This window comes from Streptomyces sp. Z26 (assembly GCF_003665095.1).
Classification (GTDB): Bacteria; Actinomycetota; Actinomycetes; order Streptomycetales; family Streptomycetaceae; genus Streptomyces; species Streptomyces phytohabitans.
In genome coordinates this window covers 348,049-373,479 of sequence record NZ_RCHV01000002.1, presented here as the reverse complement: position 1 = coordinate 373,479, position 25,431 = coordinate 348,049, and the positions used below count along the sequence as shown (strand labels likewise).

22 protein-coding genes are annotated in these 25,431 nt (G+C 72.4%); 18 read left to right on the top strand and 4 right to left on the bottom strand.

Going from position 1 to position 25,431, the window contains the following annotated elements:
* Positions 1-30: 30 nt before the first annotated feature.
* On the top strand, positions 31-594 hold the full coding sequence (locus D7M15_RS01680) for an HIT domain-containing protein (RefSeq protein ID WP_121515850.1): 564 nt from the start codon (positions 31-33) through the stop codon (positions 592-594).
* Positions 595-666: 72 nt separating this feature from the next.
* Here the strand turns inward: D7M15_RS01680 and D7M15_RS01675 are convergent, their stop codons facing one another.
* Positions 667-2,337, bottom strand: coding sequence for a hypothetical protein (locus D7M15_RS01675; RefSeq protein WP_121515849.1), 1,671 nt, complete (start codon positions 2,335-2,337; stop codon positions 667-669).
* Between the two features lie 235 nt (positions 2,338-2,572).
* Complete coding sequence (locus D7M15_RS01670; protein ID WP_121515848.1) at positions 2,573-4,771, bottom strand: elongation factor G-like protein EF-G2; 2,199 nt, start codon at positions 4,769-4,771, stop codon at positions 2,573-2,575.
* A 206-nt stretch (positions 4,772-4,977) separates the two neighbouring features.
* Here D7M15_RS01670 and pgsA point away from each other — a divergent pair, with 206 nt between their 5' ends.
* The 15 genes from pgsA (at position 4,978) to D7M15_RS01595 (ending at position 20,923) form a co-directional block, all read left to right on the top strand.
* On the top strand, positions 4,978-5,730 hold the full coding sequence (pgsA, locus tag D7M15_RS01665) for a phosphatidylinositol phosphate synthase (protein WP_121515847.1): 753 nt from the start codon (positions 4,978-4,980) through the stop codon (positions 5,728-5,730).
* Positions 5,730-6,752, top strand: coding sequence for a phosphatidylinositol mannoside acyltransferase (locus D7M15_RS01660; protein WP_121515846.1), 1,023 nt, complete (start codon positions 5,730-5,732; stop codon positions 6,750-6,752). The genes pgsA and D7M15_RS01660 overlap by 1 nt, the downstream gene beginning before the upstream one ends.
* Positions 6,749-7,942, top strand: a complete 1,194-nt coding sequence (locus D7M15_RS01655) for a glycosyltransferase family 4 protein (RefSeq protein ID WP_121515845.1) — start codon at positions 6,749-6,751, stop codon at positions 7,940-7,942. Before D7M15_RS01660 ends, D7M15_RS01655 begins: the two co-directional genes overlap by 4 nt.
* Positions 7,939-8,499 carry a hypothetical protein gene (locus tag D7M15_RS01650; RefSeq protein ID WP_121515844.1) on the top strand — a complete coding sequence of 187 codons (561 nt, stop codon included), beginning with the start codon at positions 7,939-7,941 and terminating at the stop codon, positions 8,497-8,499. The genes D7M15_RS01655 and D7M15_RS01650 overlap by 4 nt, the downstream gene beginning before the upstream one ends.
* 175 nt (positions 8,500-8,674) lie before the next feature.
* Positions 8,675-9,604 carry a pyridoxal 5'-phosphate synthase lyase subunit PdxS gene (pdxS, locus tag D7M15_RS01645; protein WP_121515843.1) on the top strand — a complete coding sequence of 310 codons (930 nt, stop codon included), beginning with the start codon at positions 8,675-8,677 and terminating at the stop codon, positions 9,602-9,604.
* A gap of 91 nt (positions 9,605-9,695) precedes the next feature.
* Positions 9,696-10,301 (top strand): pyridoxal 5'-phosphate synthase glutaminase subunit PdxT, encoded by a 606-nt coding sequence (gene pdxT / locus D7M15_RS01640; protein ID WP_121520091.1) that lies wholly within the window; start codon positions 9,696-9,698, stop codon positions 10,299-10,301.
* A gap of 98 nt (positions 10,302-10,399) precedes the next feature.
* On the top strand, positions 10,400-11,152 hold the full coding sequence (locus D7M15_RS01635) for a YebC/PmpR family DNA-binding transcriptional regulator (protein WP_121515842.1): 753 nt from the start codon (positions 10,400-10,402) through the stop codon (positions 11,150-11,152).
* 223 nt (positions 11,153-11,375) lie between these two features.
* On the top strand, positions 11,376-11,933 hold the full coding sequence (gene ruvC / locus D7M15_RS01630) for a crossover junction endodeoxyribonuclease RuvC (RefSeq protein WP_121515841.1): 558 nt from the start codon (positions 11,376-11,378) through the stop codon (positions 11,931-11,933).
* Complete coding sequence (ruvA, locus tag D7M15_RS01625) at positions 11,930-12,562, top strand: Holliday junction branch migration protein RuvA (protein WP_121515840.1); 633 nt, start codon at positions 11,930-11,932, stop codon at positions 12,560-12,562. Before ruvC ends, ruvA begins: the two co-directional genes overlap by 4 nt.
* Before the next feature lie 109 nt (positions 12,563-12,671).
* Positions 12,672-13,757, top strand: a complete 1,086-nt coding sequence (ruvB, locus tag D7M15_RS01620) for a Holliday junction branch migration DNA helicase RuvB (protein ID WP_121515839.1) — start codon at positions 12,672-12,674, stop codon at positions 13,755-13,757.
* A 161-nt stretch (positions 13,758-13,918) separates the two neighbouring features.
* Positions 13,919-14,482 (top strand): preprotein translocase subunit YajC, encoded by a 564-nt coding sequence (gene yajC / locus D7M15_RS01615; protein ID WP_121515838.1) that lies wholly within the window; start codon positions 13,919-13,921, stop codon positions 14,480-14,482.
* Positions 14,483-14,612: 130 nt separating this feature from the next.
* Positions 14,613-16,448, top strand: a complete 1,836-nt coding sequence (secD, locus tag D7M15_RS01610) for a protein translocase subunit SecD (RefSeq protein ID WP_121515837.1) — start codon at positions 14,613-14,615, stop codon at positions 16,446-16,448.
* A 3-nt stretch (positions 16,449-16,451) separates the two neighbouring features.
* On the top strand, positions 16,452-17,630 hold the full coding sequence (gene secF / locus D7M15_RS01605; protein ID WP_121515836.1) for a protein translocase subunit SecF: 1,179 nt from the start codon (positions 16,452-16,454) through the stop codon (positions 17,628-17,630).
* A gap of 4 nt (positions 17,631-17,634) precedes the next feature.
* Complete coding sequence (locus D7M15_RS01600; RefSeq protein WP_240649084.1) at positions 17,635-18,198, top strand: adenine phosphoribosyltransferase; 564 nt, start codon at positions 17,635-17,637, stop codon at positions 18,196-18,198.
* A 166-nt stretch (positions 18,199-18,364) separates the two neighbouring features.
* Positions 18,365-20,923, top strand: coding sequence for a bifunctional (p)ppGpp synthetase/guanosine-3',5'-bis(diphosphate) 3'-pyrophosphohydrolase (locus D7M15_RS01595; RefSeq protein ID WP_121520089.1), 2,559 nt, complete (start codon positions 18,365-18,367; stop codon positions 20,921-20,923).
* 133 nt (positions 20,924-21,056) lie between these two features.
* Here the strand turns inward: D7M15_RS01595 and D7M15_RS01590 are convergent, their stop codons facing one another.
* The gene (locus D7M15_RS01590) at positions 21,057-22,286 is read right to left on the bottom strand and encodes a DUF349 domain-containing protein (protein WP_121515835.1); all 1,230 of its coding nucleotides are present in this window, start codon (positions 22,284-22,286) and stop codon (positions 21,057-21,059) included.
* Positions 22,287-22,457: 171 nt separating this feature from the next.
* Positions 22,458-23,258: a peptidylprolyl isomerase gene (locus D7M15_RS01585; protein ID WP_121515834.1), complete on the bottom strand. Its 801-nt coding sequence runs from the start codon at positions 23,256-23,258 to the stop codon at positions 22,458-22,460.
* Between the two features lie 161 nt (positions 23,259-23,419).
* Here D7M15_RS01585 and D7M15_RS01580 point away from each other — a divergent pair, with 161 nt between their 5' ends.
* Together D7M15_RS01580 and hisS are read left to right on the top strand one after the other, a co-directional pair.
* The gene (locus D7M15_RS01580) at positions 23,420-24,136 is read left to right on the top strand and encodes an MBL fold metallo-hydrolase (RefSeq protein WP_121515833.1); all 717 of its coding nucleotides are present in this window, start codon (positions 23,420-23,422) and stop codon (positions 24,134-24,136) included.
* An 11-nt stretch (positions 24,137-24,147) separates the two neighbouring features.
* Positions 24,148-25,407: a histidine--tRNA ligase gene (gene hisS, locus D7M15_RS01575; protein WP_121520088.1), complete on the top strand. Its 1,260-nt coding sequence runs from the start codon at positions 24,148-24,150 to the stop codon at positions 25,405-25,407.
* The last annotated feature ends 24 nt before the right edge of the window (positions 25,408-25,431 follow it).

The following is a 25,431-nucleotide window of genomic DNA, read 5'->3' as shown; positions in this document are numbered from 1 at the left end:
CCCGGAGCGGTGCGCGGGGTCCCGCGCCATATGCTGGCCCGTATGACGAGCGAGCAGCCGGAGCAGCAGATCGGGGTGGGGTCGCCGGACGCGTTCCAGCGTCTGTGGACGCCCCATCGGATGGCCTACATCCAGGGGGAGAACAAGCCGAGCGGGCCCGGCTCGGACGACGGCTGCCCCTTCTGCGGCATCCCCACCAAGAGCGACGAGGACGGGCTCGTGCTGGCCCGCGGCGCGCACGTCTACGCGGTGCTCAACCTCTACCCGTACAACGGCGGGCACCTGATGGTCGTGCCCTTCCGGCACGTCGCGGACTACACCGGGCTGAACGCCGAGGAGACCGTGGAGCTGGCGGAGTTCACCAAGCGGGCGATGACCGCGCTGCGGGCCGCGTCCGGCGCGCACGGCTTCAACATCGGCATGAACCAGGGCGCCGAGGCGGGCGCCGGGATCGCGGCGCACCTGCACCAGCACGTGGTGCCCCGGTGGGGCGGCGACACCAACTTCATGCCGGTGGTCGGCCACACGAAGATCCTGCCCCAACTCCTCGCGGACACCCGGGCGATGCTCGCCGCCGCCTGGCCGGAGGGCTGACCCGGCGCAGGGGCACGTGACGGCAGGGGACGCGCGCACCGTACGGACCCGGCGCGCGCCCCCTGCCGTACGTCAGGCGTCGTACGCGTCGGCCTTCCCGGGCGCGGCCTCCTGCACCTGGCCGCTGAGCGCGTTCGAGCGGGCGCCGAACTGCGTGGTGACGCAGCCGTTCTCCTCCAGCACCCGGATCGCCGCGGCGTGCACGACCCGCAGCACCGGCGTCGCCGCGCGCAGCGCGTCGTCCGCCATGAAGCGGTGCCGCCACGGCTTGTCCGCCCACGCGTGCCGCAGCCCGAAGGGCTCCGGCAACGACAGCTTGCCGCCGAGGAAGTCCAGCACCGGCGGGAACCAGGTGAACGGGGCGCGTGCCGTCAGCCGTACGACCTCCCGCGCCTCGACGAGCGGCAGCGACACCTCCTTGGTCTCCCAGAAGCGGACGCTCTTGGAGACCTCCTTGGTCTTCGCCTTCGGCTTCGTCGTGAACAGCGGGTGCACCGGCCCCAGCGCGTGCCCGGTGACCTCGACGCGCAGCGTGTGGTGCAGCACCGTCACGCTGATCAGCAGGGTGATCACCAACTGGCCGTCCCACAGGACGAACTGCGTGCCCAGGTAGTGCCTGTTGCCGCTGCCGAACTGCTGCTCGTTGCAGATCCGCTGGACCTCGAAGTCGCGGATGCGGTAGCCCTCGACCTCCTGCCCCTCCGGCCGCGCGACGTCCTTCGCGCCCTCGCCGACGGGGGAGACGATCCAGTGCTGGATCGACGTCGCGGGGAAGCCGCCGGTGTGCAGCGGGCCCCGCTCCAGCAGCCGCAGCTGGTCGTGGATCGCCTTCACCACGTCCCAGCTGCGGAACGGGTTGATGTCGCCGTCCGGGTCCGCGGGCCTCAGCTCCTCGGCCAGCTGCCAGCTGCCCCAGCGGGTGCCCATCCCGAGTATGCCCTTGGGCCCGGCGTAGTAGACGAGGTTGCTGGCCTGCTCGGCGCCGAGCTTCGCCAGGCCCAGCCGGATGCGTTCGGCGCCCGCGTCGTTCGGGTCGCGCGGCACCGCCTCGGGGATCTTCGCGCCGACACCGCCGCCACCCAGCAGTGAACTCCAGCGTGCCCGCAGGTCCTTGGCGTACCGCTCGCAGATCTGCTTCGCCCACAGCCAGCCGATGATCGGCAGCACGACCATGGCCCGCAGGTAGAGGCCGAGCAGCCCGTCGTACGGCAGCTTGATCAGGTAGACCACGCCGAGCACGCCGACCGCCACCAGCGCGGCCATGCCGAACGAGCCGACGCGCTTGTCCTGCGCGCCCGCGATCGTGCGGCGCAGCTGGAACGCGAGCAGCCACACCAGGACGCCCGGCAGGAACAGCAGCCCGAAGATGACCATGACGACGGTGAGCCGGGTGTCGCGGTCCTTGCGGATGCGGTTGGCGGCGAGGCAGTGCTCCACCACCGCCTGCGGGTCCGTGCCGAACGACTGGATCAGCGGCTTGCGCGCGCCGCCGAGCATCCGCGTCTGCACGGCGCGGGAGAACGCCTCGCCCAGGTTCGGTTCGAAGAGGGAGAGCTTGGGCGGCTTGCGCTTCGCGTCCTCGTTGGCCTTGATCAGGTCCTCGACGGGGCCGTCCCGGTACGCCGCCGACGCGAGCGCGTTGCTCGCCGCGGTCTGGCCCGCCCCGCCGGAGAGCGGTATCTCGGCGCCCGGACTGAAGTCGAACGCCGTCTCCGTCGCGCTGCCTTCGTCGAACGCCGCCACTCTGCCCCACCTGCCTGTCGCATCCCGCCGCCGGGACTGAAGCCTCGCGATCGGGCGGGTGGACCCCGCCGTCTCCACGCCCCTCGGGACGCCGTCACCACACGTCACGGGTGGTGCGCCCGGCTCCGGAGTCGTTCCCAACCGCCGTGCCGGACACACCCGTTGCGCGTGGCCTACCAGACTAGCCGGGCGCGGTGCCGGTCACCCCCCGTTTCCGGTCAGCCCCCGCTCCCGGTCAACCCTTGGCACCGGCTTCCGCGCGGATCCTCTCCGCGAGCCGCTCCGGCATCGGCTCGTGGCGGGCGTACGCGCGGGAGAACCGGCCAATGCCGTGCGACAGGGAACGCAGCTCCACCGCGTACCGGCTGATCTCGATCTCCGGGATCTCCGCCCGTACGCGCGTGCTGCCGCCCGCCGCCTGCTCGGTCCCCACGACGCGGCCGCGCCGCCCGGACAGGTCGCTCATCACGTGCCCCACGTACGCGTCGGCCACCGTCACGCCGATCTCGGCCACCGGCTCCAGCAGCCGGACGCGCGCCCGCGCGGCGCACTCGCGGAGCGCGAGCGCCCCCGCCGTCTGGAACGCGGCGTCGGAGGAGTCGACCGAGTGCGCCTTCCCGTCCAGCAGCGTGACCCGTACGTCCTCCAGCGGGTACCCGGCGGCGACGCCCCTGGCGGCCTGCGCCCGTACGCCCTTCTCGACGGACGGCACGAACTGCCGCGGCACCGACCCGCCCACGACCTTGTCGACGAACTCGACACCCGAACCACCCGGCAGCGGCTCCACCTCGATCTCGCAGATCGCGAACTGCCCGTGCCCGCCGGACTGTTTGACGTGCCGTCCGCGCCCGGCCGCGCGCTCCGCGAAGGTCTCGCGCAGCGCCACCCGGTGCGGTACGGCGTCCACCCGCACCCCGTACCGGCCGCGCAGCCGCTCCAGGGCGACGTTCACGTGCGCCTCGCCCAGGCACCACAGGACCACCTGGTGGGTGTGCGGGTTCTGCTCCAGGCGCATCGTCGGGTCCTCGGCCACGAGCCGGGCCAGACCCTGCGACAGCCGGTCCTCGTCCGCCTTGCCGTGCGCCTCGACCGCGACCGGCAGCAGCGGTTCCGGCATCGTCCACGGCTCCACCAGCAGCGGGTCCGCCTTGGCCGAAAGAGTGTCCCCGGTCTCCGCGCGCGCCAGCTTCGCCACGCACGCCAGATCGCCCGCGACGGCGCGGGCCAGCGGCCGTTGCCGCCTGCCGAAGGGTGTGGACAGCGCGCCGACGCGCTCGTCCACGTCGTGGTCCTCGTGCCCGCGGTCCGCCAGGCCGTGCCCGGACACGTGCACCGTCTCGTCGGGACGCAGCGTGCCGGAGAAGACCCGTACCAGCGAGATCCGGCCCACGTACGGGTCCGACGACGTCTTCACCACCTCCGCCGCCAGCGGGCCGTCCGGGTCGCACGCCAGGGGCGGGCGCGGGGCGCCCTCGGGGGTGGTGACGGTGGGGATCGCGCGCTCCTCGGGCGTCGGGAAGCCGCGCGTGACCAGCTCCAGCAGCTCCAGCGTGCCGAGTCCCTGCCGCGCGCCCGCTGCGGCCGGGGCGGCGGCCAGCACCGGGTGGAACGCGCCGCGCGCGACGGCCTTCTTCAGGTCGGCGACGAGCGTGGCGGTGTCGCACTCCTCGCCGCCCAGGTAGCGGTCCATCAGGGTCTCGTCCTCGCTCTCGGCGATGATCCCCTCGATGAGCCGGTTCCGGGCCTCCTCGATCAGCGCCGACTCCCCGGGGTCCGGGGCGCGTTCCCGCCGTGCGCCGCCCGTGTAGTCGTACACCCGCCGGGACAGCAGCCCGATCAGGCCGTCCACCGGCCGGTGCCCGTCGGCGCCCTCCCGCCCGTACAGCGGCAGGTACAGCGGGAGTACGGCGTCGGGGTCGTCGCCGCCGAACGCCGTACGGCACCGCGCGGTCATCTCGTCGAAGTCCGCCCGCGCCGCCTCCAGATGCGTCACGACCAGCGCCCGCGGCATGCCCACCGCCGCGCACTCCTCCCACACCAGCCGGGTGGCGCCGTCCACGCCGTCCGCCGCCGAGACGACGAAGAGGGCCGCGTCCGCCGCGCGCAGACCGGCCCTCAACTCCCCGACGAAGTCGGCGTATCCGGGGGTGTCCAGGAGGTTGACCCGGACGCCGCCCCACTCCACCGGCACCAGCGACAGCTGCACCGAGCGCTGCTGCCGGTGCTCGATCTCGTCGTAGTCGGACAGGCAGCCGCCTTCCTCCACGCGGCCCGCCCGGCTCACCGCCCCCGACGCCTGCGCCAACGCCTCGACCAGCGTCGTCTTCCCGGCGCCGCCGCGGCCGACCAGGACCACGTTCCGCAGCGATCCGGGCCGGTCGGCCGCCGGTGCCCGACCGGCGGCTCCGGGATGTGTGCTCGCCTTGTCGCCCATCGTGTCCCGCCTCACGGTCGACACCTTCCGGACCGGGGTCGCGAAAACCGCGGTACTTCCGAGCTTTCCACCGCCTTCACCGATCGTCCATACGTCGCGTGGGGACGCCCTGCCCGTACGGACCGCCCCCGGCGCCTGACTACGATGGGTCCCTCTCCGGCGGCACCGAGGCCGTACGGGGCAGTTGTCGATCCACCGGGAAGGCCATGCTGAACAAGTACGCGCGTGCACTCTTCACGCGTGTTCTCACACCGTTCGCCACCCTGCTGCTGCGTCTCGGCGTGAGCCCGGACGCGGTCACCCTCGCCGGTACGGGCGGTGTGGTCGTGGGCGCGCTGGCCTTCTACCCGAGGGGCGAACTGTTCTGGGGCAGCTTCGTGATCGCCCTCTTCATCTTCTCCGACCTGATCGACGGGACGATGGCCCGCCAGCTCGGCCGGTCCAGCCGCTGGGGCGCGTTCCTCGACTCCACGCTCGACCGGGTCGCGGACGCGGCGCTCTTCTCCGGGCTGGCGCTCTGGTACGCGGGCGGGGGCGACGACCTCGTCCTGTGCGCCGTCACGCTGTTCTGCCTCGCCAGCGGCCAGGTCGTGTCGTACACCAAGGCGCGCGGCGAGAGCATGGGCCTGCCGGTACGGGTCAACGGGCTGGTGGAGCGCGCCGAACGGCTCACCCTCGCCCTCTTCGGCGCCGGGCTCGCGGGCATGCACGACTGGGGCGTCCCGTACATCCAGGTGCTGCTGCCCGTCGCCCTGTGGGCGCTCGCGGCGGGCTCGCTGTTCACCATCGGCCAGCGCGTCGTCACCGTACGCCGGGAGGCGGCGGAGGCGGACGCGGCGACGGCCGCCGAGGAGCGGCGGACCGCCGCGGAGACCGGCGCCGAGCCGGACCCCGCGCCCGCCGATCCGGCCGCCGCGCGGCCGGGCGAGCCGGGGCAGGGCCGGGGAAGCGGGGCGTGATGGCCCGCAAGCCGCCGGGCGGCCCCGGCGCCGCACCCGCCGCCGCCGGGCCGACCGCGCGGGAGCGCGTGACCGACTCGCTGTACGCGCTCGGCTGGGCGGGCCTGAAGCGGCTGCCCGAACCCACGGCCGTACGGCTCGGGCGCACCATGGCCGACACCGCCTGGAAGCGCCGCGGCAGGGGCGTCGTCCAGCTGGAACGCAACCTCGCCCGGGTCGTCCCCGACGCCTCCCCGGAGCGGCTGGCGGAACTGTCGCGGGCGGGCATGCGCTCGTACCTGCGCTACTGGACGGAGTCCTTCCGACTGCCGGTGTGGACCGAGCGCATGGTCACCGAACGCGTCCACGTCCACGACCTCGACCGGCTCACGGACGGCATCGCGTCCGACCGCGGCGTCATCCTCGTCCTCCCGCACCTGGGGAACTGGGACCTGGCCGCCGCGTACCTGAACATCGGCCTGCGCACCCCGTTCACCACCGTCGCGGAGCGGCTGAAGCCCGAGTCGCTGTACGAGCGCTTCGTCGCGTACCGCGAGAGCCTCGGCGCCGAGGTGCTGCCCCACCAAGGCGCCGCCGCCTTCGGCACCCTGGCGCGGCGGCTGCGCGCGGGCGGCCTGGTCGCCCTGGTCGCGGACCGCGACCTGACCGCGTCCGGCGTCCCGGTGGACTTCTTCGGGGAGCGGGCCCGGATGCCCGGCGCGCCCGCGATGCTTGCCCAGCAGACCGGCGCGCTGCTGCTCCCCGCGACGCTCTGGTTCGACGGCACCCCCGTGATGCAGGGCCGCGTCTATCCGCCGGTCGAGGTGCCCACGACGGGCGACCGGCGGGAGAAGGCGCAGGTCATGACGCAGGCGATGGCGGACGTCTTCGCCGCCGGGATCGCCGAGCACCCCACGGACTGGCACATGCTCCAGCCGTTCTGGGACGCGGACACGGGACGCGGCGGGGACGGCCCGCCCGCGGACGGCCGGGGCACCGGCGGCCGGGACGCCGACACCGGACGACGTGAGGAGATCGGGTGAGGATCGGGATCGTCTGCCCGTACTCCTGGGACGTGCCCGGAGGCGTCCAACTGCACATCCGCGACCTGGCGGAGCACCTGCTGCGCGAGGGCCACGAGGTCTCCGTGCTCGCGCCCGCCGACGACGACACCCCCCTGCCCCCGTACGCCGTGTCGGCGGGCCGCGCCGTCGCCGTGCCGTACAACGGCTCCGTCGCCCGCCTCAACTTCGGCTTCCTCACCGCCGCGCGCGTACGCCGCTGGGTGCACGACGGCGACTTCGACGTGCTGCACATCCACGAACCCGCCACCCCCTCCCTGTCGGTCCTCACGTGCTGGCTGGCGCAGGGCCCGATGGTCGCCACGTTCCACACGTCGATCCCGCGCTCGCGCTGGCTCGTCGCGCTGTACCCGATGCTCCAGTCCGCGCTGGAGAAGATCAGCGCGCGCATCGCGGTCAGCGAGTACGCCCGCCGCACCTTCGTCGAGCACCTCGGCGGCGACGCGGTCGTCATCCCCAACGGCGTCGACGTGGGCTTCTTCGCGGACGCCGAGCCCCGGCCCGAGTGGCAGGGCGGGACGATCGGCTTCCTCGGCCGGATCGACGAGCCCCGCAAGGGACTTCCCGTCCTGATGAAGGCCCTGCCGCGGATCGTGGCGGCCCACCCCGACACGCGGCTGCTGGTCGCCGGGCGCGGCGACGAGGAGGAGGCCGTGGCGGGGCTGCCGGAGGACGTACGGGACCGGGTCGAGTTCCTCGGCATGGTCAGCGACGAGGACAAGGCGCGGCTGCTGCGCAGCGTCGACCTGTACGTCGCGCCCAACACCGGCGGCGAGTCGTTCGGCATCATCCTGGTCGAGGCGCTGTCCGCCGGGGCCCCCGTGCTCGCCAGCGACCTCGACGCGTTCGCGCAGGTCCTGGACGGCGGCGAGGCGGGCCAGCTGTTCGCCAACGAGGACCCCGACGCCCTCGCCACGGCCGCGATCAAGCTGCTCGGCGACCCGGAGCGGCGCGCGGAGCTGCGGGAACGCGGGCGGCGGCACGTACGGCGCTTCGACTGGTCCACCGTCGGCGCGGACATCCTCTCCGTCTACGAGACCGTCACCGACGGCGCCGCGTCCGTCGCCCCCGACGAACGGCCCGGCTGGCGCGCCCGGTTGGGCCTGGCGGCACGGGACGTACCGGCCGGGAAGGAGGACCGCCCGTCATGACCTCGCTCCTGTGGCTCCTCTGGGTCGCCGTCGCGCTGCTGCTCGCCGCCGTCTACCTGAGCTGGACGGCCGGGCGGCTCGACCGCATGCACAGCCGTATCGACGCCGCCCGCGCCGCGCTCGACGCGCAGCTGCTGCGGCGCGCGTCCGTCGCGCAGGAGCTGGCCACCGCCGACATCCTCGACCCGGCCGCGTCGATGGTCCTCTACCAGGCCGCGCACCACGCCCGGCAGGCCGACGAGGAGGCCCGGGAGGTCGCGGAGAGCGAGCTGAGCCAGACGCTGCGGGCCGTCTTCGCCGAACCGGGCCAGCTGGAGGCCGTACGGGAGGCGCCCGGCGGCACCGAGGTGGTGACCGAACTCGCCGCCGCCGTACGGCGGGTGCCGATGGCGCGGCGGTTCCACAACGACTCCGTACGCAGCACGCGGGCCCTGCGCAGGCACCGCAAGGTGCGGCTGTTCCGGCTGGCGGGGCACGCGCCGTGGCCGCTCGCGTTCGAGATGGACGACGAGCCGCCGCCGGTGCTGGCCGACCGGACGGGCGGCGCGGCACCGTAGCCGCGGGGCGCGGAGGCGCGCGTACGGCAAGGCGTGCGCGTACGGGCGCGGGGTCCACCGACCAGGCCACCGCACCGTGATTGGCCCTTTCCGCCCCCGCCCGTATCGGGGAACGTGGGAGGCATGGGGCTGGCCTGGCCCCTGTCCGACTTTTCCCGTCGAGTGAGGTCAAACCGTGTCCAGCACTTCCCCCGCCGCGTCCGCGGCCGCCTCCGGCAACACCCCCGAGACGGGCACCGCGCGCGTCAAGCGCGGCATGGCCGAGCAGCTCAAGGGCGGCGTGATCATGGACGTCGTCACCCCGGAGGAGGCGAAGATCGCCGAGGACGCGGGCGCCGTCGCGGTCATGGCGCTGGAGCGGGTCCCGGCCGACATCCGCAAGGACGGCGGCGTCGCGCGCATGTCCGACCCGGACATGATCGACGGCATCATCGGCGCGGTCTCCATCCCGGTGATGGCCAAGTCCCGTATCGGGCACTTCGTCGAGGCGCAGCTCCTCCAGGCGCTCGGCGTCGACTACATCGACGAGTCCGAGGTGCTGACCCCGGCCGACGAGGTCAACCACAGCGACAAGTGGGCGTTCACCACCCCCTTCGTCTGCGGCGCCACCAACCTCGGCGAGGCCCTGCGCCGCATCTCCGAGGGCGCGGCCATGATCCGCTCCAAGGGCGAGGCCGGCACGGGGAACGTGGTGGAGGCCGTCCGCCACATGCGGCAGATCAAGGCCGAGATCGGGCGGCTCAAGTCGCTGGACAACCACGAGCTGTACGCCGCCGCCAAGGAGCTGCGCGCCCCGTACGAGCTGGTCCGCGAGGTCGCGGAACTGGGCAAGCTGCCCGTCGTGCTGTTCTCCGCGGGCGGTGTGGCGACCCCGGCCGACGCCGCGCTGATGCGGCAGCTGGGCGCGGAGGGCGTGTTCGTCGGCTCCGGCATCTTCAAGTCGGGCGACCCGGCGAAGCGCGCCGCGGCCATCGTGAAGGCCACCACCTTCTACGACGACCCCAAGGTCATCGCGGACGCTTCCCGCGCGCTGGGCGAGGCCATGGTCGGCATCAACTGCGACACCCTCCCGGAGTCCGAGCGCTACGCCTCGCGCGGCTGGTGAACCGGGGCCCGAGGCCGGGCCCTCCCGTGGACCCCGTGGCGGCCCGCCCCACCGGCGGGCCGCCCCTCCCCGTACGTGCTGAGAGGTGAACGTGAACGACACGCAGCGACCGCTGATCGGCGTCCTGGCGCTCCAGGGCGACGTCCGCGAGCACTTCGCGGCGCTCGCGGGAGCGGGCGCGGAACCCCGTACGGTGCGCCGCCCCGAGGAACTGGCCGAGGTCGACGGACTGGTCATCCCCGGTGGCGAGTCCACCACCATCTCCAAACTGGCCGTCGCCTTCGGCCTGTTGGAGCCGCTGCGCGAGCGGGTCCGCGCGGGCATGCCCGTGTACGGCTCCTGCGCGGGCATGATCATGCTCGCGGACAAGATCCTCGACCCGCGCTCCGGCCAGGAGACGGTCGGCGGCATCGACATGATCGTCCGCCGCAACGCCTTCGGGCGGCAGAACGAGTCCTTCGAGGCGGCCGTCGACATGGCGGACGTCGAAGGCGGCCCGGTCGAGGGCGTGTTCATCCGCGCGCCGTGGGTGGAGTCGACGGGTGCCGAGGTACGGGTGCTCGCGCGCCACGACGGCCACCCCGTCGCCGTACGCCAGGGCCGACTGCTCGCCACGTCGTTCCACCCCGAACTCACCGGCGACCACCGGGTGCACGAGGCGTTCGTCGCGATGGTGCGCGGGACGGCCGACCGCTAGCGGTTGTCCACAGACGCGGCGCACGGCTGGCGGAGGGCTGACCTGCGGGCGGTAGGATCTGGCCGTGGATCTGTCGGTGACATCGAAGGAGCGAGGCTGTGTCCGGCCACTCTAAGTGGGCAACCACCAAGCACAAGAAGGCCGTGATCGATGCCAAGCGCGGCAAGCTCTTCGCGAAGCTGATCAAGAACGTCGAGGTCGCGGCCCGTACGGGGGGTGCCGACCCCGACGGCAACCCCACGCTGTACGACGCGATCCAGAAGGCGAAGAAGAACTCCGTCCCGAACAAGAACATCGACAGCGCGGTCAAGCGCGGTGCCGGTCTCGAAGCGGGCGGCACCGACTACGAGACCATCATGTACGAGGGCTACGGGCCCAACGGCGTGGCGGTGCTCATCGAGTGCCTGACGGACAACCGCAACCGCGCCGCGTCCGACGTGCGCGTCGCCATGACCCGTAACGGCGGCTCGATGGCCGACCCGGGCTCCGTCTCGTACCTCTTCAACCGCAAGGGCGTCGTCATCGTGCCCAAGGGCGAACTGGCCGAGGACGACGTGCTGGGCGCGGTGCTGGACGCGGGCGTCGAGGACGTCAACGACCTCGGTGAGAACTTCGAGGTGATCAGCGAGGCCACCGACCTGGTCGCGGTCCGCACGGCGCTCGTCGACGCGGGCATCGACTACGAGTCGGCGGACAACAACTTCCTGCCCAGCGTCCAGGTCGAGTTGGACGAGGACGGCGCGCGGAAGATCTTCAAGCTGATCGACGCGCTGGAGGACAGCGACGACGTGCAGAACGTCTTCGCCAACTTCGACGTGTCCGACGAGGTCATGGCCCAGGTCGACGCCTGACGCCCACGGCCGCGCACCTGCCCCGTCCGTACGGGCGGACAGGTGCGCGGCCGTACGCGTTCCCGACCGCCGCCCGTCTCGGCGCGACCCGTTCCGCGTGCCTCGCGCGGCCGTTCCCCGCGCGGCCCGTCGGCGTTGTCGGTGCCTGCCGCTAACCTGCGGGAACGACGGGCAGGGTCCGGCGCGCGGGAGGCGGCCGGACGGACGGGACGAGGGAGGCGCCGTGCGCGTGCTGGGTGTCGACCCCGGCCTGACCCGCTGCGGTATCGGCGTGGTCGAGGGTTCCGCCGGGCGGCCGCTGCGGATGCGGGCGGTCGGCGTCGTACGGACGACCGCCGACGCGGACATCGCCGAACGGCTGGTGCTCGTCGAGCGCGGCATGGAGGAGTGGCTCGACCGGTACGAGCCCGAAGTCGTCGCCGTGGAACGGGTGTTCAGCCAGCACAACGTCAGCACCGTGATGGGCACGGCGCAGGCCAGCGCCGTCGCGATGCTGTGCGCCGCGCGCCGCGGGCTGCCCGTCGCCCTGCACACCCCCAGCGAGGTCAAGGCCGCCGTCACCGGCACCGGACGGGCCGACAAGGCCCAGGTCGGCGCCATGGTCACCCGGCTCCTGCGGCTCGACGCGCCACCCCGGCCCGCCGACGCGGCCGACGCCCTCGCCCTCGCCATCTGTCACATCTGGCGCGCGCCCGCGATGAACCGGCTCCAGTCGGCGCACGCCGCCGCCCGGCCCCGCACGGCCCGTACCCCCGGCACCCCGAAAGGCCGCACCCCATGATCGCCTTCGTCTCCGGCCCGGTCGCGGCCCTCGCCCCGGACACCGCCGTCGTCGAGGTCGGCGGCGTCGGCATGGCCGTCCAGTGCACCCCGGACACCCTGTCCGCGCTGCGCGTCGGCCAACACGCGCGGCTGGCCACGTCGTTGGTCGTACGGGAGGACTCCCTCACGCTCTACGGCTTCGCCGACGACGACGAGCGGCAGACGTTCGAACTGCTCCAGACGGCAAGCGGCGTCGGCCCGCGCCTCGCGCAGGCCATGCTGGCCGTGCACAGCCCCGACGACCTGCGGCGCGCGGTCTCCACCGGCGACGAGAAGGCGCTGACGGCCGTGCCCGGCATCGGCAAGAAGGGCGCGCAGAAGCTGCTGCTGGAACTGCGGGACCGGCTCGGTGAACCGCTCGGCACCGGCACCCCGCAGGGCGCCCGGCGCGGCACCGCCTCGGCGCCCGCGCCCTGGCACGAGCAGCTGCTGTCCGCCCTGCTCGGCCTGGGGTACGCGGCGCGCGAGGCCGAGGAGGCGGTGGCCGCCGTCACGCCACGGGCCGAGGCGGAGGCCGCCGAGGGCGGCACACCGCAGGTGGCGCCGCTGCTGCGGGCGGCACTCCAGTCGCTGAACCGCGCGCGCTGAGCGGGCACTTCACCGGCGCTCGCCGGCCGCCGTCACCCGCAACCCGCATCCGTACGCGCGCCGCGCCCCGTACGCGCGCACCCGACGCACACGATCCGAGGCTGACCTCATGAACTGGGACGACACCACCGAGACCGCCCCCGGCGACCCGGAGCGGCTGGTCGGCTCCGTGGCCGACGGCGAGGACCAGGCCGTCGAGGCGGCGCTGCGCCCGAAGGACCTGCACGAGTTCGTGGGGCAGGCGAAGGTCAGGGAGCAGCTGGACCTGGTGCTGCGGGCGGCCCGTACGCGCGGCGCCGCCGCCGACCACGTACTGCTGTCCGGGGCGCCGGGGTTGGGCAAGACCACCCTGTCCATGATCATCGCGGCCGAGATGTCGGCGCCGATCCGCATCACCTCCGGCCCCGCCATCCAGCACGCCGGCGACCTCGCGGCGATCCTCTCCTCCCTCCAGGAGGGCGAGGTGCTGTTCCTCGACGAGATCCACCGCATGTCGCGGCCCGCCGAGGAGATGCTGTACATGGCGATGGAGGACTTCCGCGTCGACGTCATCGTCGGCAAGGGCCCCGGCGCCACCGCAATCCCGCTGGAGCTGCCGCCGTTCACGCTGGTCGGCGCGACCACGCGGGCGGGCCTGCTGCCGCCGCCGCTGCGCGACCGGTTCGGCTTCACCGCGCACATGGAGTTCTACGAGCCCGCCGAGTTGGAACAGGTGATCCACCGGTCGGCCCGGCTGCTGGACGTGGAGACCGACGCCGAGGGCGCCACCGAGATCGCGGGTCGTTCGCGCGGCACCCCCCGTATCGCCAACCGCCTGCTCCGCCGCGTCCGCGACTACGCGCAGGTCAAGGCCGACGGCGTGATCACCCGGGACATCGCCGCCCGCGCCCTCGCGGTCTACGAGGTGGACGAGCGCGGCCTCGACCGGCTGGACCGGGGTGTGCTGACCGCGCTGCTCAAGCTGTTCGGCGGCGGACCCGTCGGGCTGTCCACGCTGGCGGTCGCGGTGGGGGAGGAGCGCGAGACGGTCGAGGAGGTCGCCGAGCCGTTCCTCGTACGGGAGGGCCTGCTCGCCCGTACCCCCCGCGGACGCGTCGCCACGCCCGCGGCCTGGGCGCACCTCGGGCTGACACCGCCGCAGGGGCAGCCGGGGGCGGCGGGTGGCACGGGGCAGCAGGGCTTGTTCGGAGCGTGACCGTGCGGGACTCGCGGGGGCAGGAACCTCAGTGCCATGCTTGACGTTGTTCCATCGGTGACAGCTCGCTTAGACTCCGCCGACGCCGTCCGCGACCGGACGGTAGCCCACCCCGAATCCAGGCCGCCCCCACGCGGTCGTGCGAAGGAAACTCTTCCGCCGTGAATATCGTGACTCTCCTCCCCTTCATCGTGCTCATCGGGGCGATGTTCCTGATGACCCGGTCCGCCAAGAAGAAGCAGCAGGAGGCCGCGCAGATGCGCGACCAGATGCAGCCCGGCACCGGCGTCAGGACGATCGGGGGCATGTACGCCACCGTCAAGGAGATCCGCGACGACGCGGTCCTTCTCGAAGTCGCCCCGGGCGTCCACGCGCTCTACGCGAAGAACGCCGTGGGCGCGGTGCTCGAGCCGGAGGAGTACGAGCGCATCGTCAACGGCGACCCCGTCGACCTGGAGTCCGACGATGACCCGATCGTGCCCGACGACGCCTCGGCGTTGACGGAGGGGGACGACGAGGCGGTCACGGGTGGGAGGATCGACCTCGGCAAGTCCCCGGCGGCGGACGCGGATCGCGCGCACACCGACCGCGCGGACGCCGACCACGACGACGACGAGGAGACCGACGTCCCGGCGGCCGCGGACCGCAAGGCCGACGCGGTGGCCGACGACGAGACCGACGGGGGCAAGGACGCCGGGCGTCGAGGCGGCTCCGACGCCGAGTAGCGTGAGCGCCGCCGGACCGTGACCAGAGGGCCCGGCGGCGACAGGCACCCGTACACCACTTCGCGTGCCGCGCGGCGATGACCCGGTACGACGGGTCCGACGCGGGCGGTTGGACAGGAGATACGAGAAGGTGGCAGCACCGAAGAAGGGCCGCAGGTCCACTGGTGCCCAGGGGAAGCCGGGGCGTGCCCTCCTGCTGATTCTGCTGGCGATGGTGGCGCTGGTGGGAGGAATGTTCCTCTCCGGTCACACGAAGCCCCGGCTGGGCATCGACCTGGCGGGCGGCACGAGCATCACGCTCGAGGCGAAGAGCCAGCCCGGCAAGAAGGACGCGATCAACCAGACCAACATGAACACCGCCGTGGGCATCATCGAGCGGCGTGTCAACGGTCTGGGCGTCCAGGAGGCCGAGGTCCAGACCCAGGGCGACAAGCACATCATCGTCAACATCCCCAAGGGGTCGAACGAGAAGCAGGCGCGCGAGCAGGTCGGCACCACCGCCGAGCTGAACTTCCGCCCCGTGCTGACCTACGCGCAGGCGGAGAACCCCGAGCCCAAGCCCTCGCCGTCCTCGTCCGGGGGCAGCGGCAAGCCCGGCGACAAGACGGGCGACGAGCCGTCCGGCACGCCGGACGACAAGACGGGCGCCGAGTCCGGTGACGCCTCCGGCGACGAGAAGGCCACGGCCGGTTCGTCCGACGGGGCCACCACCCAGGGCCGCGCCGTCACGGAGGGCCTCCGGCCCGCCGCCGCGACCGACGACGAGTCACCGAAGCCGTCCGGCTCGGGCAAGCAGTCGGAGTCGCCCAAGGCCCCCGAGCCCACCCCGAGCGCCCCCGCGCCCGAGGGCGTACCGGCCTCCCTCCAGAAGCAGTTCGAGAAGCTCGACTGCACCACCAAGGAGGGCAAGGCCGACGCCGGACGCATCGCGGCGCAGGCGGACGACGGCGACCCGACCGTCGGCTGCGACAGCGAACAGCCCGTCAAGTACGTGCTCGGCCCGGTCGCCGTCGAGGGCAAGAACGTCAGCGACGCCAACGCCGCCCTCGACCAGACGCGCGGTCAGGGCTGGATCGTCCAGATGTCGTTCGACGGCAAGGGCAGCGACGCGTTCGGCAAGGTCACCGGGGAGCTGTCCAAGAAGCAGCCCCCGCAGAACCAGTTCGCGATCGTGCTCGACGGCGAGGTCGTCTCGGCGCCCAGCGTCAACGAACGCCTCGTCGGTGACGCCGAGATCTCCGGCAAGTTCACCCAGCAGACCGCCGAGGACCTGGCGAACATCCTGTCGTACGGCGCCCTGCCGCTCACGTTCCAGGAGTCGGACGTCACCACGGTGACCGCCGCCCTCGGTGGCGAGCAGCTGAACGCGGGCCTCATCGCCGGCGCCATCGGCCTCGCCGTGGTCATCCTCTACCTGATCGCGTACTACCGAGGACTGTCGCTCATCGCGATCGTCAGCCTCCTCTTCTCCGCGGTCCTCACGTACACGATCATGTCGCTGCTCGGCCCGACGATCGGCTTCGCGCTGAACCTCCCGGCGGTCTGCGGCGCCATCGTGGCCATCGGGATCACCGCGGACTCGTTCATCGTCTACTTCGAACGCATCCGCGACGAGATCCGCGAGGGCCGTACGCTGCGCCCCGCCGTGGAGCGCGGCTGGCCCCGCGCCCGACGGACCATCCTGGTCTCCGACTTCGTGTCGTTCCTCGCCGCCGCGGTGCTGTTCATCGTCAGCGTCGGCAAGGTCAAGGGCTTCGCGTTCACCCTGGGCCTGACGACCCTGCTCGACGTCGTCGTCGTCTTCCTCTTCACGAAGCCGCTGATGACGATCCTGGCGCGGAAGAAGTTCTTCGCGAGCGGGCACCCCTGGTCCGGGCTCGACCCCGTACGCCTCGGTGCCAAGCCGCCGCTGCGCCGCGACCGCCGCACGTCCACCCGTAGCACCGACCACCCGAAGGAGGCGTGAGAGATGTCGCGACTCGGCAATCTCGGCGCCAGGCTCTACCGCGGTGAGGTCGGCTACGACTTCGTCGCCAAGCGGATGCTCTGGTACGGCGTCTCCATCCTGATCACCATCACCGCGATCGTCGGACTCGGCGTCCGCGGGCTCAACATGGGCATCGAGTTCGAGGGCGGCGCCGTCTTCACGACGCCCAAGACCTCCGCCTCGGTCCAGGAGACCCAGGAGATCGCGGAGGAGAAGTCCGGACACGCCGCCATCGTCCAGCAGTTGGGCGACGGCGGTATGCGCGTCCAGATCTCCCAGGTGGACACGGCCAAGTCCACGCAGGTGAAGGCGGCTCTCGCGGAGGAGCTCGGCGTCAAGGACGCCGACATCAACGCGCAGCTCGTCGGGCCCAGTTGGGGTGAGGAGATCGCGAACAAGGCCTGGACCGGCCTCGCCATCTTCATGGTCCTGGTGGTGATCTACCTCGCCATCGCCTTCGAGTGGCGGATGGCGGCCGCCGCCCTCATCGCGCTGATCCACGACATCACGATCACCGTCGGCGTGTACGCCCTCGTCGGGTTCGAAGTGACACCCGGCACGGTCATCGGCCTGCTGACGATTCTCGGTTACTCGCTGTACGACACGGTCGTCGTCTTCGACGGCCTCAAGGAATCCGCGCGCGGGATCACCAAACAGACCCGCTACACGTACAGCGAGATCGCCAACCGCAGTCTCAACGGCACCCTGGTCCGCTCCATCAACACCACGGTGGTGGCGCTGCTCCCGGTCGCCGGTCTGCTCTTCATCGGCGGCGGCATGCTGGGCGGCGGCATGCTCAACGACATCGCGCTGTCGCTCTTCGTCGGCCTCGCCGCGGGCGCGTACTCCTCGATCTTCATCGCCACCCCGCTGGTCGCGGACTTCAAGGAGCGCGACCCGGAGATGAAGGCCCTCGCCAAGCGCGTACGCGCGAAGCGCCTCAAGGCAGAGGAGCGTGCCGAGCAGGACCCGTCGGACGCACCGGCCGAGGGCTACGAGGACAGGCCCGACGAGGACGAGGACGACGAGTCGGACGACGACGCCCCGGCCACCGCCGCCGTCGGCGGCCAGCGCGACGGGGCGGAGTCCCCGCGCGCGCAGCGTCGGCAGCCCGCCAACCGCAGCCGCGGCCGGGGCCGCCCGTCCGGCAAACGGAGGTGACGCCGTGACCGACGACGCGTCCACCGTGTCCGACGCGGTGCGGGAGCTGCTGCTCAGCCGCATCCGCGACGTCGCGGACTACCCGAAGCCGGGCGTGATGTTCAAGGACATCACCCCGCTGCTGGCCGACCCCGAGGCGTTCGCCGCGCTCACGGACACCCTGGCGGCGCTGTGCGTACGGCACGGCGCGACCAAGGTCGTCGGCCTGGAGGCGCGCGGCTTCATCCTGGCCGCCCCGGCGGCCGTCCGCGCGGGCGTCGGCTTCGTCCCGGTGCGCAAGGCGGGCAAGCTGCCGGGCGCCACGCTGTCCCAGGCGTACGAGCTGGAGTACGGCGCCGCCGAGCTGGAGCTGCACGCCGAGGACGTCCAAGCCGACGACCGCGTCCTGGTCGTCGACGACGTGCTCGCCACCGGCGGCACCGCCGAGGCGTCGCTCCAGCTGGTCCGGCGGGCGGGCGCGGGGGTCGCGGGCGTCGCCGTACTGCTGGAGCTGGGCTTCCTCGGCGGCCGGGCCCGGCTGGAGCCCACGCTGAAGGACGCCCCGCTGGAGGCACTGATCACGGTCTGAGAGCGATCCCATCGAGGGGCACGCACGCGCGGCCGACCACCGGAGAACGGGTGGTCGGCCGCTGTGCGTGCCCCTTCCCGTGGGCCCCCTGCCGGGTGCGGCCGGGGCCTGTCGCGCCGAGGTCGCTACCATGGCAGTCCACCCTGGGGTCCAACGAGGAGTGCACTTGCCAGACGAGGCCCAGCCGTTCGCCGCCGCGCAGCACCAGCAGCCCGAGCCCGGCGCCACCGGGACGGGCGCGGTGCCCGACGAGAGCGGCAGCGCCCGAAAGCCGCAGCCGCCCACGCGCGGTGGCCCGGCAGGCCCCGTCACGCACCGGTCCGCCCCGAACGCCCCACAGCCCCCCGCCACCCCACCCGCCCCCGCAGCGGCCACCGGCCCGGACACCGACCCCGCCTCGGCCCGCCCCGTGTCCGGGGTCTCCGGCCGGTCCGGGTCGTCCAACCGGGTACGAGCCCGGCTCGCCCGGCTCGGCGTGCAGCGTTCCAGCCCGTTCAACCCGGTGCTGGAGCCGCTGCTGCGGATCGTCCGCGGCAACGACCCGAAGATCGAGTCGTCGACGCTGCGCCGGATCGAGCGCGCGTACCAGGTCGCGGAGCGCTGGCACCGCGGCCAGAAGCGCAAGAGCGGCGACCCGTACATCACGCACCCGCTCGCCGTCACCACCATCCTCGCGGAGCTGGGCATGGACCCGGCGACCCTGATGGCGGGCCTGCTCCACGACACGGTCGAGGACACGGAGTACGGGCTCGACACCCTCCGCCGTGACTTCGGTGACGCCGTGGCCCTGCTCGTGGACGGCGTCACCAAGCTCGACAAGGTGAAGTTCGGGGAGGCCGCGCAGGCCGAGACCGTACGCAAGATGGTCGTGGCGATGGCCAAGGACCCGCGCGTCCTGGTCATCAAGCTGGCCGACCGGCTGCACAACATGCGCACGATGCGCTACCTCAAGCGGGAGAAACAGGAGCAGAAGGCCCGCGAGACGCTGGAGATCTACGCCCCGCTCGCCCACCGCCTGGGCATGAACACCATCAAGTGGGAGCTGGAGGACCTCGCGTTCGCGATTCTCTACCCGAAGATGTACGACGAGATCGTGCGGCTCGTCGCGGAGCGCGCGCCGAAGCGCGACGAGTACCTCGCCGTCGTCACCGACGAGGTCCAGGCGGACCTGCGGGGCGCCCGGATCAAGGCGACCGTCACCGGCCGGCCCAAGCACTACTACAGCGTCTACCAGAAGATGATCGTGCGAGGCCGCGACTTCGCCGAGATCTACGACCTGGTGGGCATCCGCGTCCTCGTCGACACCGTCCGCGACTGCTACGCGGCGCTCGGCACCGTCCACGCCCGCTGGAACCCGGTGCCGGGGCGGTTCAAGGACTACATCGCGATGCCGAAGTTCAACATGTACCAGTCGCTGCACACGACGGTCATCGGCCCCAGCGGCAAGCCCGTCGAGTTGCAGATCCGTACGTTCGACATGCACCGCCGCGCCGAGTACGGCATCGCCGCGCACTGGAAGTACAAGCAGGAGGCCGTCGCCGGCGCCTCCAAGGTCCGTACGGACGTGCCCAAGAAGGCGGGCAAGGACCAGGACACGTTCAACGACATGGCGTGGCTGCGGCAGCTGCTGGACTGGCAGAAGGAGACGGAGGACCCGGGGGAGTTCCTGGAGTCGCTCCGCTTCGACCTGTCGCGCAACGAGGTCTTCGTCTTCACTCCCAAGGGCGACGTCATAGCGCTGCCCGCCGGCGCCACCCCCGTCGACTTCTCGTACGCGGTGCACACCGAGGTCGGCCACCGCACCATAGGGGCACGCGTCAACGGGCGGCTCGTGCCGCTCGAATCGACGCTGGACAACGGCGACCTGGTCGAGGTCTTCACCTCCAAGGCGTCCGGCGCGGGCCCCTCGCGGGACTGGCTGGGCTTCGTCAAGTCACCGCGCGCCCGCAACAAGATCCGCGCCTGGTTCACGCGGGAACGCCGGGACGAGGCGATCGAGCAGGGCAAGGACGCCATCGCGCGGGCCATGCGCAAGCAGAACCTGCCCATCCAGCGCATCCTCACCGGCGACTCCCTCGTCACCCTCGCCCACGAGATGCGCTACCCGGACATCTCCGCCCTCTACGCCGCCATCGGCGAGGGTCATGTCACCGCGCAGAACATCGTGCAGAAGCTGGTCCACGCCCTCGGCGGCGAGGACGAGGCCAACGAGGACATCGCGGAGACCACCCCGCCGCTGAACAAGGGCAAGCGCCGCTCCAGCTCCGACCCGGGCGTCGTCGTCAAGGGCGTCGACGACGTGTGGGTGAAGCTCGCGCGCTGCTGCACGCCCGTGCCCGGCGACCCCATCATCGGCTTCGTCACGCGCGGCAGCGGCGTCTCGGTGCACCGGGCCGACTGCGTCAACGTCGACTCGCTGTCCCGCGAACCGGAGCGCATCCTCGACGTCGAGTGGGCGCCCACCCAGTCGTCCGTCTTCCTGGTGGCGATCCAGGTCGAGGCCCTCGACCGGTCGCGACTGCTGTCGGACGTCACGCGCGTCCTCTCGGACCAGCACGTCAACATCCTCTCGGCGGCCGTGCAGACGTCCCGGGACCGGGTGGCCACGTCCCGCTTCACGTTCGAGATGGGTGACCCCAAGCATCTGGGGCACGTGCTGAAGGCGGTACGCGGGGTGGAGGGCGTGTACGACGTGTACCGCGTCACCTCCGCCCGGCGCCCCTGACCGCCGTCCTGACGACCGCGTCCGAACGACCGCGCCCGTACGCGAGCGCCACGACAGCCGTACGCGGAACGGGCCGACCCCCGGGGGACCGGCCCGTTCCGCGTACGGCTGTCGTCCAGCGCGTCCGGCGTGCTCAGCCGCCGAACTCCTCCAGGCCCTTGAGCGCCTGGTCCAGCAGGGCGCGGCGGCCCGCCAGCTCCTGCTCCAGCTTGGCGGCCTTCGCGGTGTTGCCCGCCGCCCGCGCCTTCTCGGCCTGCGCTTCGAGCTTGTCCACCGCGTCCTGCAACTGCCCGGTCAGCCCGGCCGCACGGGCCCGCGCCTCCGGGTTGCTACGGCGCCACTCGGCCTCCTCGGCCTCCTGGAGCGCCCGCTCCACGGTGTGCACGCGGCCCTCGATCTGCGCCTTCGAGTCCCGGGGCACGTGCCCGATCGCGTCCCAGCGCTCGTTGATGCCGCGGAAGGCCGCGCGGGCCGCCTTCAGGTCGGTGATCGGGAGCAGCTTCTCCGCCTCGGCGGCCAGCTCCTCCTTGCGCGTCAGGTTCTCCCGCTGCTCGCTGTCCCGTTCCGCGAACACCTCGCTGCGGGCCTGGAAGAAGACGTCCTGCGCGCCGCGGAAGCGGCTCCACAGGTCCTCCTCGTGCTCCCGCTGCGCCCGGCCCGCGGCCTTCCAGTCCTGCATCAGGTCGCGGTACTTCGCGGCCGTCGGCCCCCAGTCGCGGGACTTGGACAGCGCCTCCGCCTCGGAGACCAGCTGCTCCTTGCGCCGCCGGGCGTCCTCGCGCTGCGCGTCGAGCTGCGCGAAGTGCCCCTTGCGGCGCTTGGAGAACGCGGAACGGGCGTGCGAGAAGCGGTGCCACAGCTCGTCGTCCGTCTTGCGGTCCAGCCGTGGCAGGCCCTTCCAGACGTCCACGAGCGCCCGCAGCCGTTCCCCGGCCACCCGCCACTGGTCGCTCTCCGCCAGCTGCTCGGCCTCCGCGACCAGGTCCTCCTTGGCCTTGTGGGCCTCCTCCGTCTGCTTCGCCTTGTGCGCCTTCCGCTCCTCGCGGCGCTCCTCGATCGTCCCGGCGAGCTTGTCCAGCCGCTGCCGCAGCGCGTCCAGGTCGCCCACCGCGTGGTGCGCGTCGACCTGCTCCCGCAGGTGCCCGATCGCGGTGTTGGCGTCCTTGGCGGACAGGTCGGTGGTCCGCAGCCTCTTCTCGAGGAGGCTGATCTCGACGACCAGGCCCTCGTACTTGCGCTCGAAGTAGGCGAGCGCCTCCTCGGGAGAGCCCGCCTGCCAGGAGCCGACGACCTTCTCGCCGTCCGCCGTGCGTACGTACACGGTCCCCGCCTCGTCGACGCGGCCCCACCGGTCGCTGCTCACAGCGCCTCCTCCACATGATGTCCAGCGAGGAGTTGCGGCCTCCTGGCATCGTCCACAGGTTTCGTCATGGCCAAGATAGGCGAACGGCGCCCGCGCTGTCCGCATCCAGCGCGCACCGAATTCTCGCCCCCGGGGCGGACTCCGCTCCTGATCAGATCAGGTGGAGTCCGGTCAACCGGCCTTGACCGTGGCCTTGTCGATCACGACGGTCGCGTTGGGCGGCCCGTCGGGTGCGCCATCGGCGACGCCCGCCTCGACGATCTTCCCGAGCACCTTCATCCCCGACGCGGAGACCTTCCCGAACGGCGTGTACGACGGGGGCAGCTCGCTGTCCTTGTGCACGACGAAGAACTGGCTGCCGCCGCTGTCCTTCTGCCCGGTGTTCGCCATCGCGAGGGTGCCCGCCGGGTAGACGCCGCCCTTGATCCGCGGCGACTTGAGGTTCTCGTCCGGCAGTGTGTAGCCGGGGCCGCCGTTGCCCTTCCCCGTCGGGTCGCCGCACTGGAGGACGGCGACCCCGCCGGTCGTCAGCCGGTGGCACGGGGTGTGGTCGAAGAACCCCTCGCCCGCGAGGAACCGGAACGAGTTCACCGTGTGCGGCGCGTTCTTCGCGTCCAGCTCCATCCCGATGTCGCCGCACGTCGTGCGGAGCGTCATGGTGTACGCCGCCGACTCGTCGACGTCGAGCTTCGGCTCCTTCTTCCACTGCTTGCCGTTCGGCTCGCCCTCCGCGGGCTTCCCGCAGGGGTCCGGCGCCTTGCTGGGCTCGTCGGCCGCCTTGTCCTTCTTCTCGTCCGGGTTCAGCCCGCCGTTCGCCGCGTACGCCGACACGGCGCCGAGCACCAGCACCACACCGGCCGCTATCGCCGCGTTCCTGATCCGCGCCCTGCGCCGGGCCGCGGCACGGCGCTCCAGCTGTCGCTGGAACTTCTCCCGTGCGAGCTGCTTCCGCCGCTGCTCACTGCTGACCACCGCTCGTCTCCTTCGGCACCGGGTACGTACGGGAGTGACCGCCCGACCGTACGTACGACCATGGACTTGGCCCGTACCGTATACGGGTTCGCCGCGTCCGCACCGCCGCCGGTAGGCTCGTCGCCAGCCACAGCCACCTGTCGGACGACTGAAGGACGAACGTGCTCGTTGCGGGGTTCCCCGCCGGGGCCTGGGGGACCAATTGTTATCTGGTCGCCCCCGCCGCCGGTGAGGAGTGCGTGATCATCGACCCGGGCCACCAGGCCGCCGAGGGCGTGCGGGAGGCCGTCGCCAAGCATCGGCTGAAGCCGGTCGCCGTCGTCCTCACGCACGGACACATCGACCACGTCGCGTCCGTGATGCCGGTGTGCGGCGCGCACGACGTGCCCGCGTGGGTCCACCCCGACGACCGGTACATGCTCAGCGACCCGGAGAAGGCGCTCGGTCGCAGCATCGGGCAGCAGCTGATGGGCGAGCTGACCATCGGCGAGCCCGACGACCTGCGGGAGCTGACCGACGGCGCGACGCTGGGCCTGGCGGGCATGGAACTGACCGTGGCGCACGCCCCCGGCCATACGAAGGGGTCGGTGACCTTCGGCATGCCCGAGCGGGACGACGTGCCACCCGTCCTGTTCTCGGGCGACCTGCTGTTCGCCGGCTCCGTAGGACGTACCGACCTGCCGGGCGGCGACCACGCCGAGCTGCTCTCCTCGCTGGCACGGGTGTGCCTGCCGCTGGAGGACTCGACGGTGGTGCTGTCCGGCCACGGCCCCCAGACGACCATCGGCCGCGAACGCGCCACCAACCCCTTCCTGCGGGAGGTGGCGGCGAGCGGTCCCGGTGACGGCGTACGCGCCGCTCCGCGACGAGGAATGTGACGACGACTTCCGTGAGCACGTTTTCCGCCCCCAAGGGCACCTACGACCTGATCCCGCCGGACTCCGCGGAGTTCCTCGCGGTGCGCGAGGCGCTCGCCGCACCCCTGCGGCGGGCCGGCTACGGCTATGTGGAGACCCCCGGTTTCGAGCAGGTCGAGCTGTTCTCGCGCGGTGTCGGGGAGTCCACCGACATCGTGACCAAGGAGATGTACACGCTGACGACGCGCGGCGGCGACGAGCTGGCACTGCGCCCCGAGGGCACGGCCTCCGTGCTGCGCGCCGCGCTCCAGGCGAACCTGCACCGCGGCGCCCTGCCCGTGAAGCTGTGGTACTCGGGCTCGTACTACCGCTACGAACGCCCGCAGGCCGGTCGCTACCGGCACTTCTCGCAGATCGGCGCCGAGGCGCTGGGTGCCGAGGACCCGGCGCTGGACGCCGAGTTGATCATCCTTGCCGACGACGCGTACCGGTCGCTGGGCCTGCGCGGCTTCCGGCTGCTGCTCAACTCCCTGGGCGACCGCGAGTGCCGCCCCGTCTACCGCGCCGCGCTCCAGGAGTTCCTGCGCCGTCTCGACCTGGACGAGGAGACCCGGCGCCGCATCGAGATCAACCCGCTGCGGGTGCTGGACGACAAACGCGAGGCCGTGCAGCGGCAGTTGACCGACGCGCCCATGATGCGGGACCACCTGTGCGAGGCGTGCAAGGCGTACCACGAGCAGGTGCGCGAGCTGCTCACCGCCGCGGGCGTCGCCTTCGAGGACGACCCCCGGCTGGTGCGCGGCCTGGACTACTACACCCGTACGACCTTCGAGTTCGTCCACGACGGCCTCGGCTCCCAGTCGGCCGTCGGCGGCGGCGGGCGGTACGACGGCCTGTCGGAGATGATCGGCGGCCCCGAACTGCCCTCCGTGGGCTGGGCGCTGGGCGTCGACCGTACGGTGCTCGCGCTCCGCGCCGAGGGCGTACGTCCGCAGGTGGCGGCGGGCCCGCGGGTGTACGCGGTCCCCCTGGGCGAGGAGGCGCGGCGCACGCTGTTCGGCGTGGTGACGCGGCTGCGCCGGGAGGGCGTCGCGGCGGACTTCGCGTTCGGCGGCAAGGGCCTGAAGAACGCGATGAAGTCGGCCAACCGTTCCGGCGCCCGCTGGGCGCTGGTGCTGGGGGAGCGGGACCTCGCGGAGGGCACCGTCCAGCTGAAGGACCTGGAGTCCGGTGAACAGGAGGCCGTACCACTCGATCGAGTGGTCACCGCGGTTCAGGCGAAGGTCGGCTGAGGGCACGGGCGTTGGTCCATAATG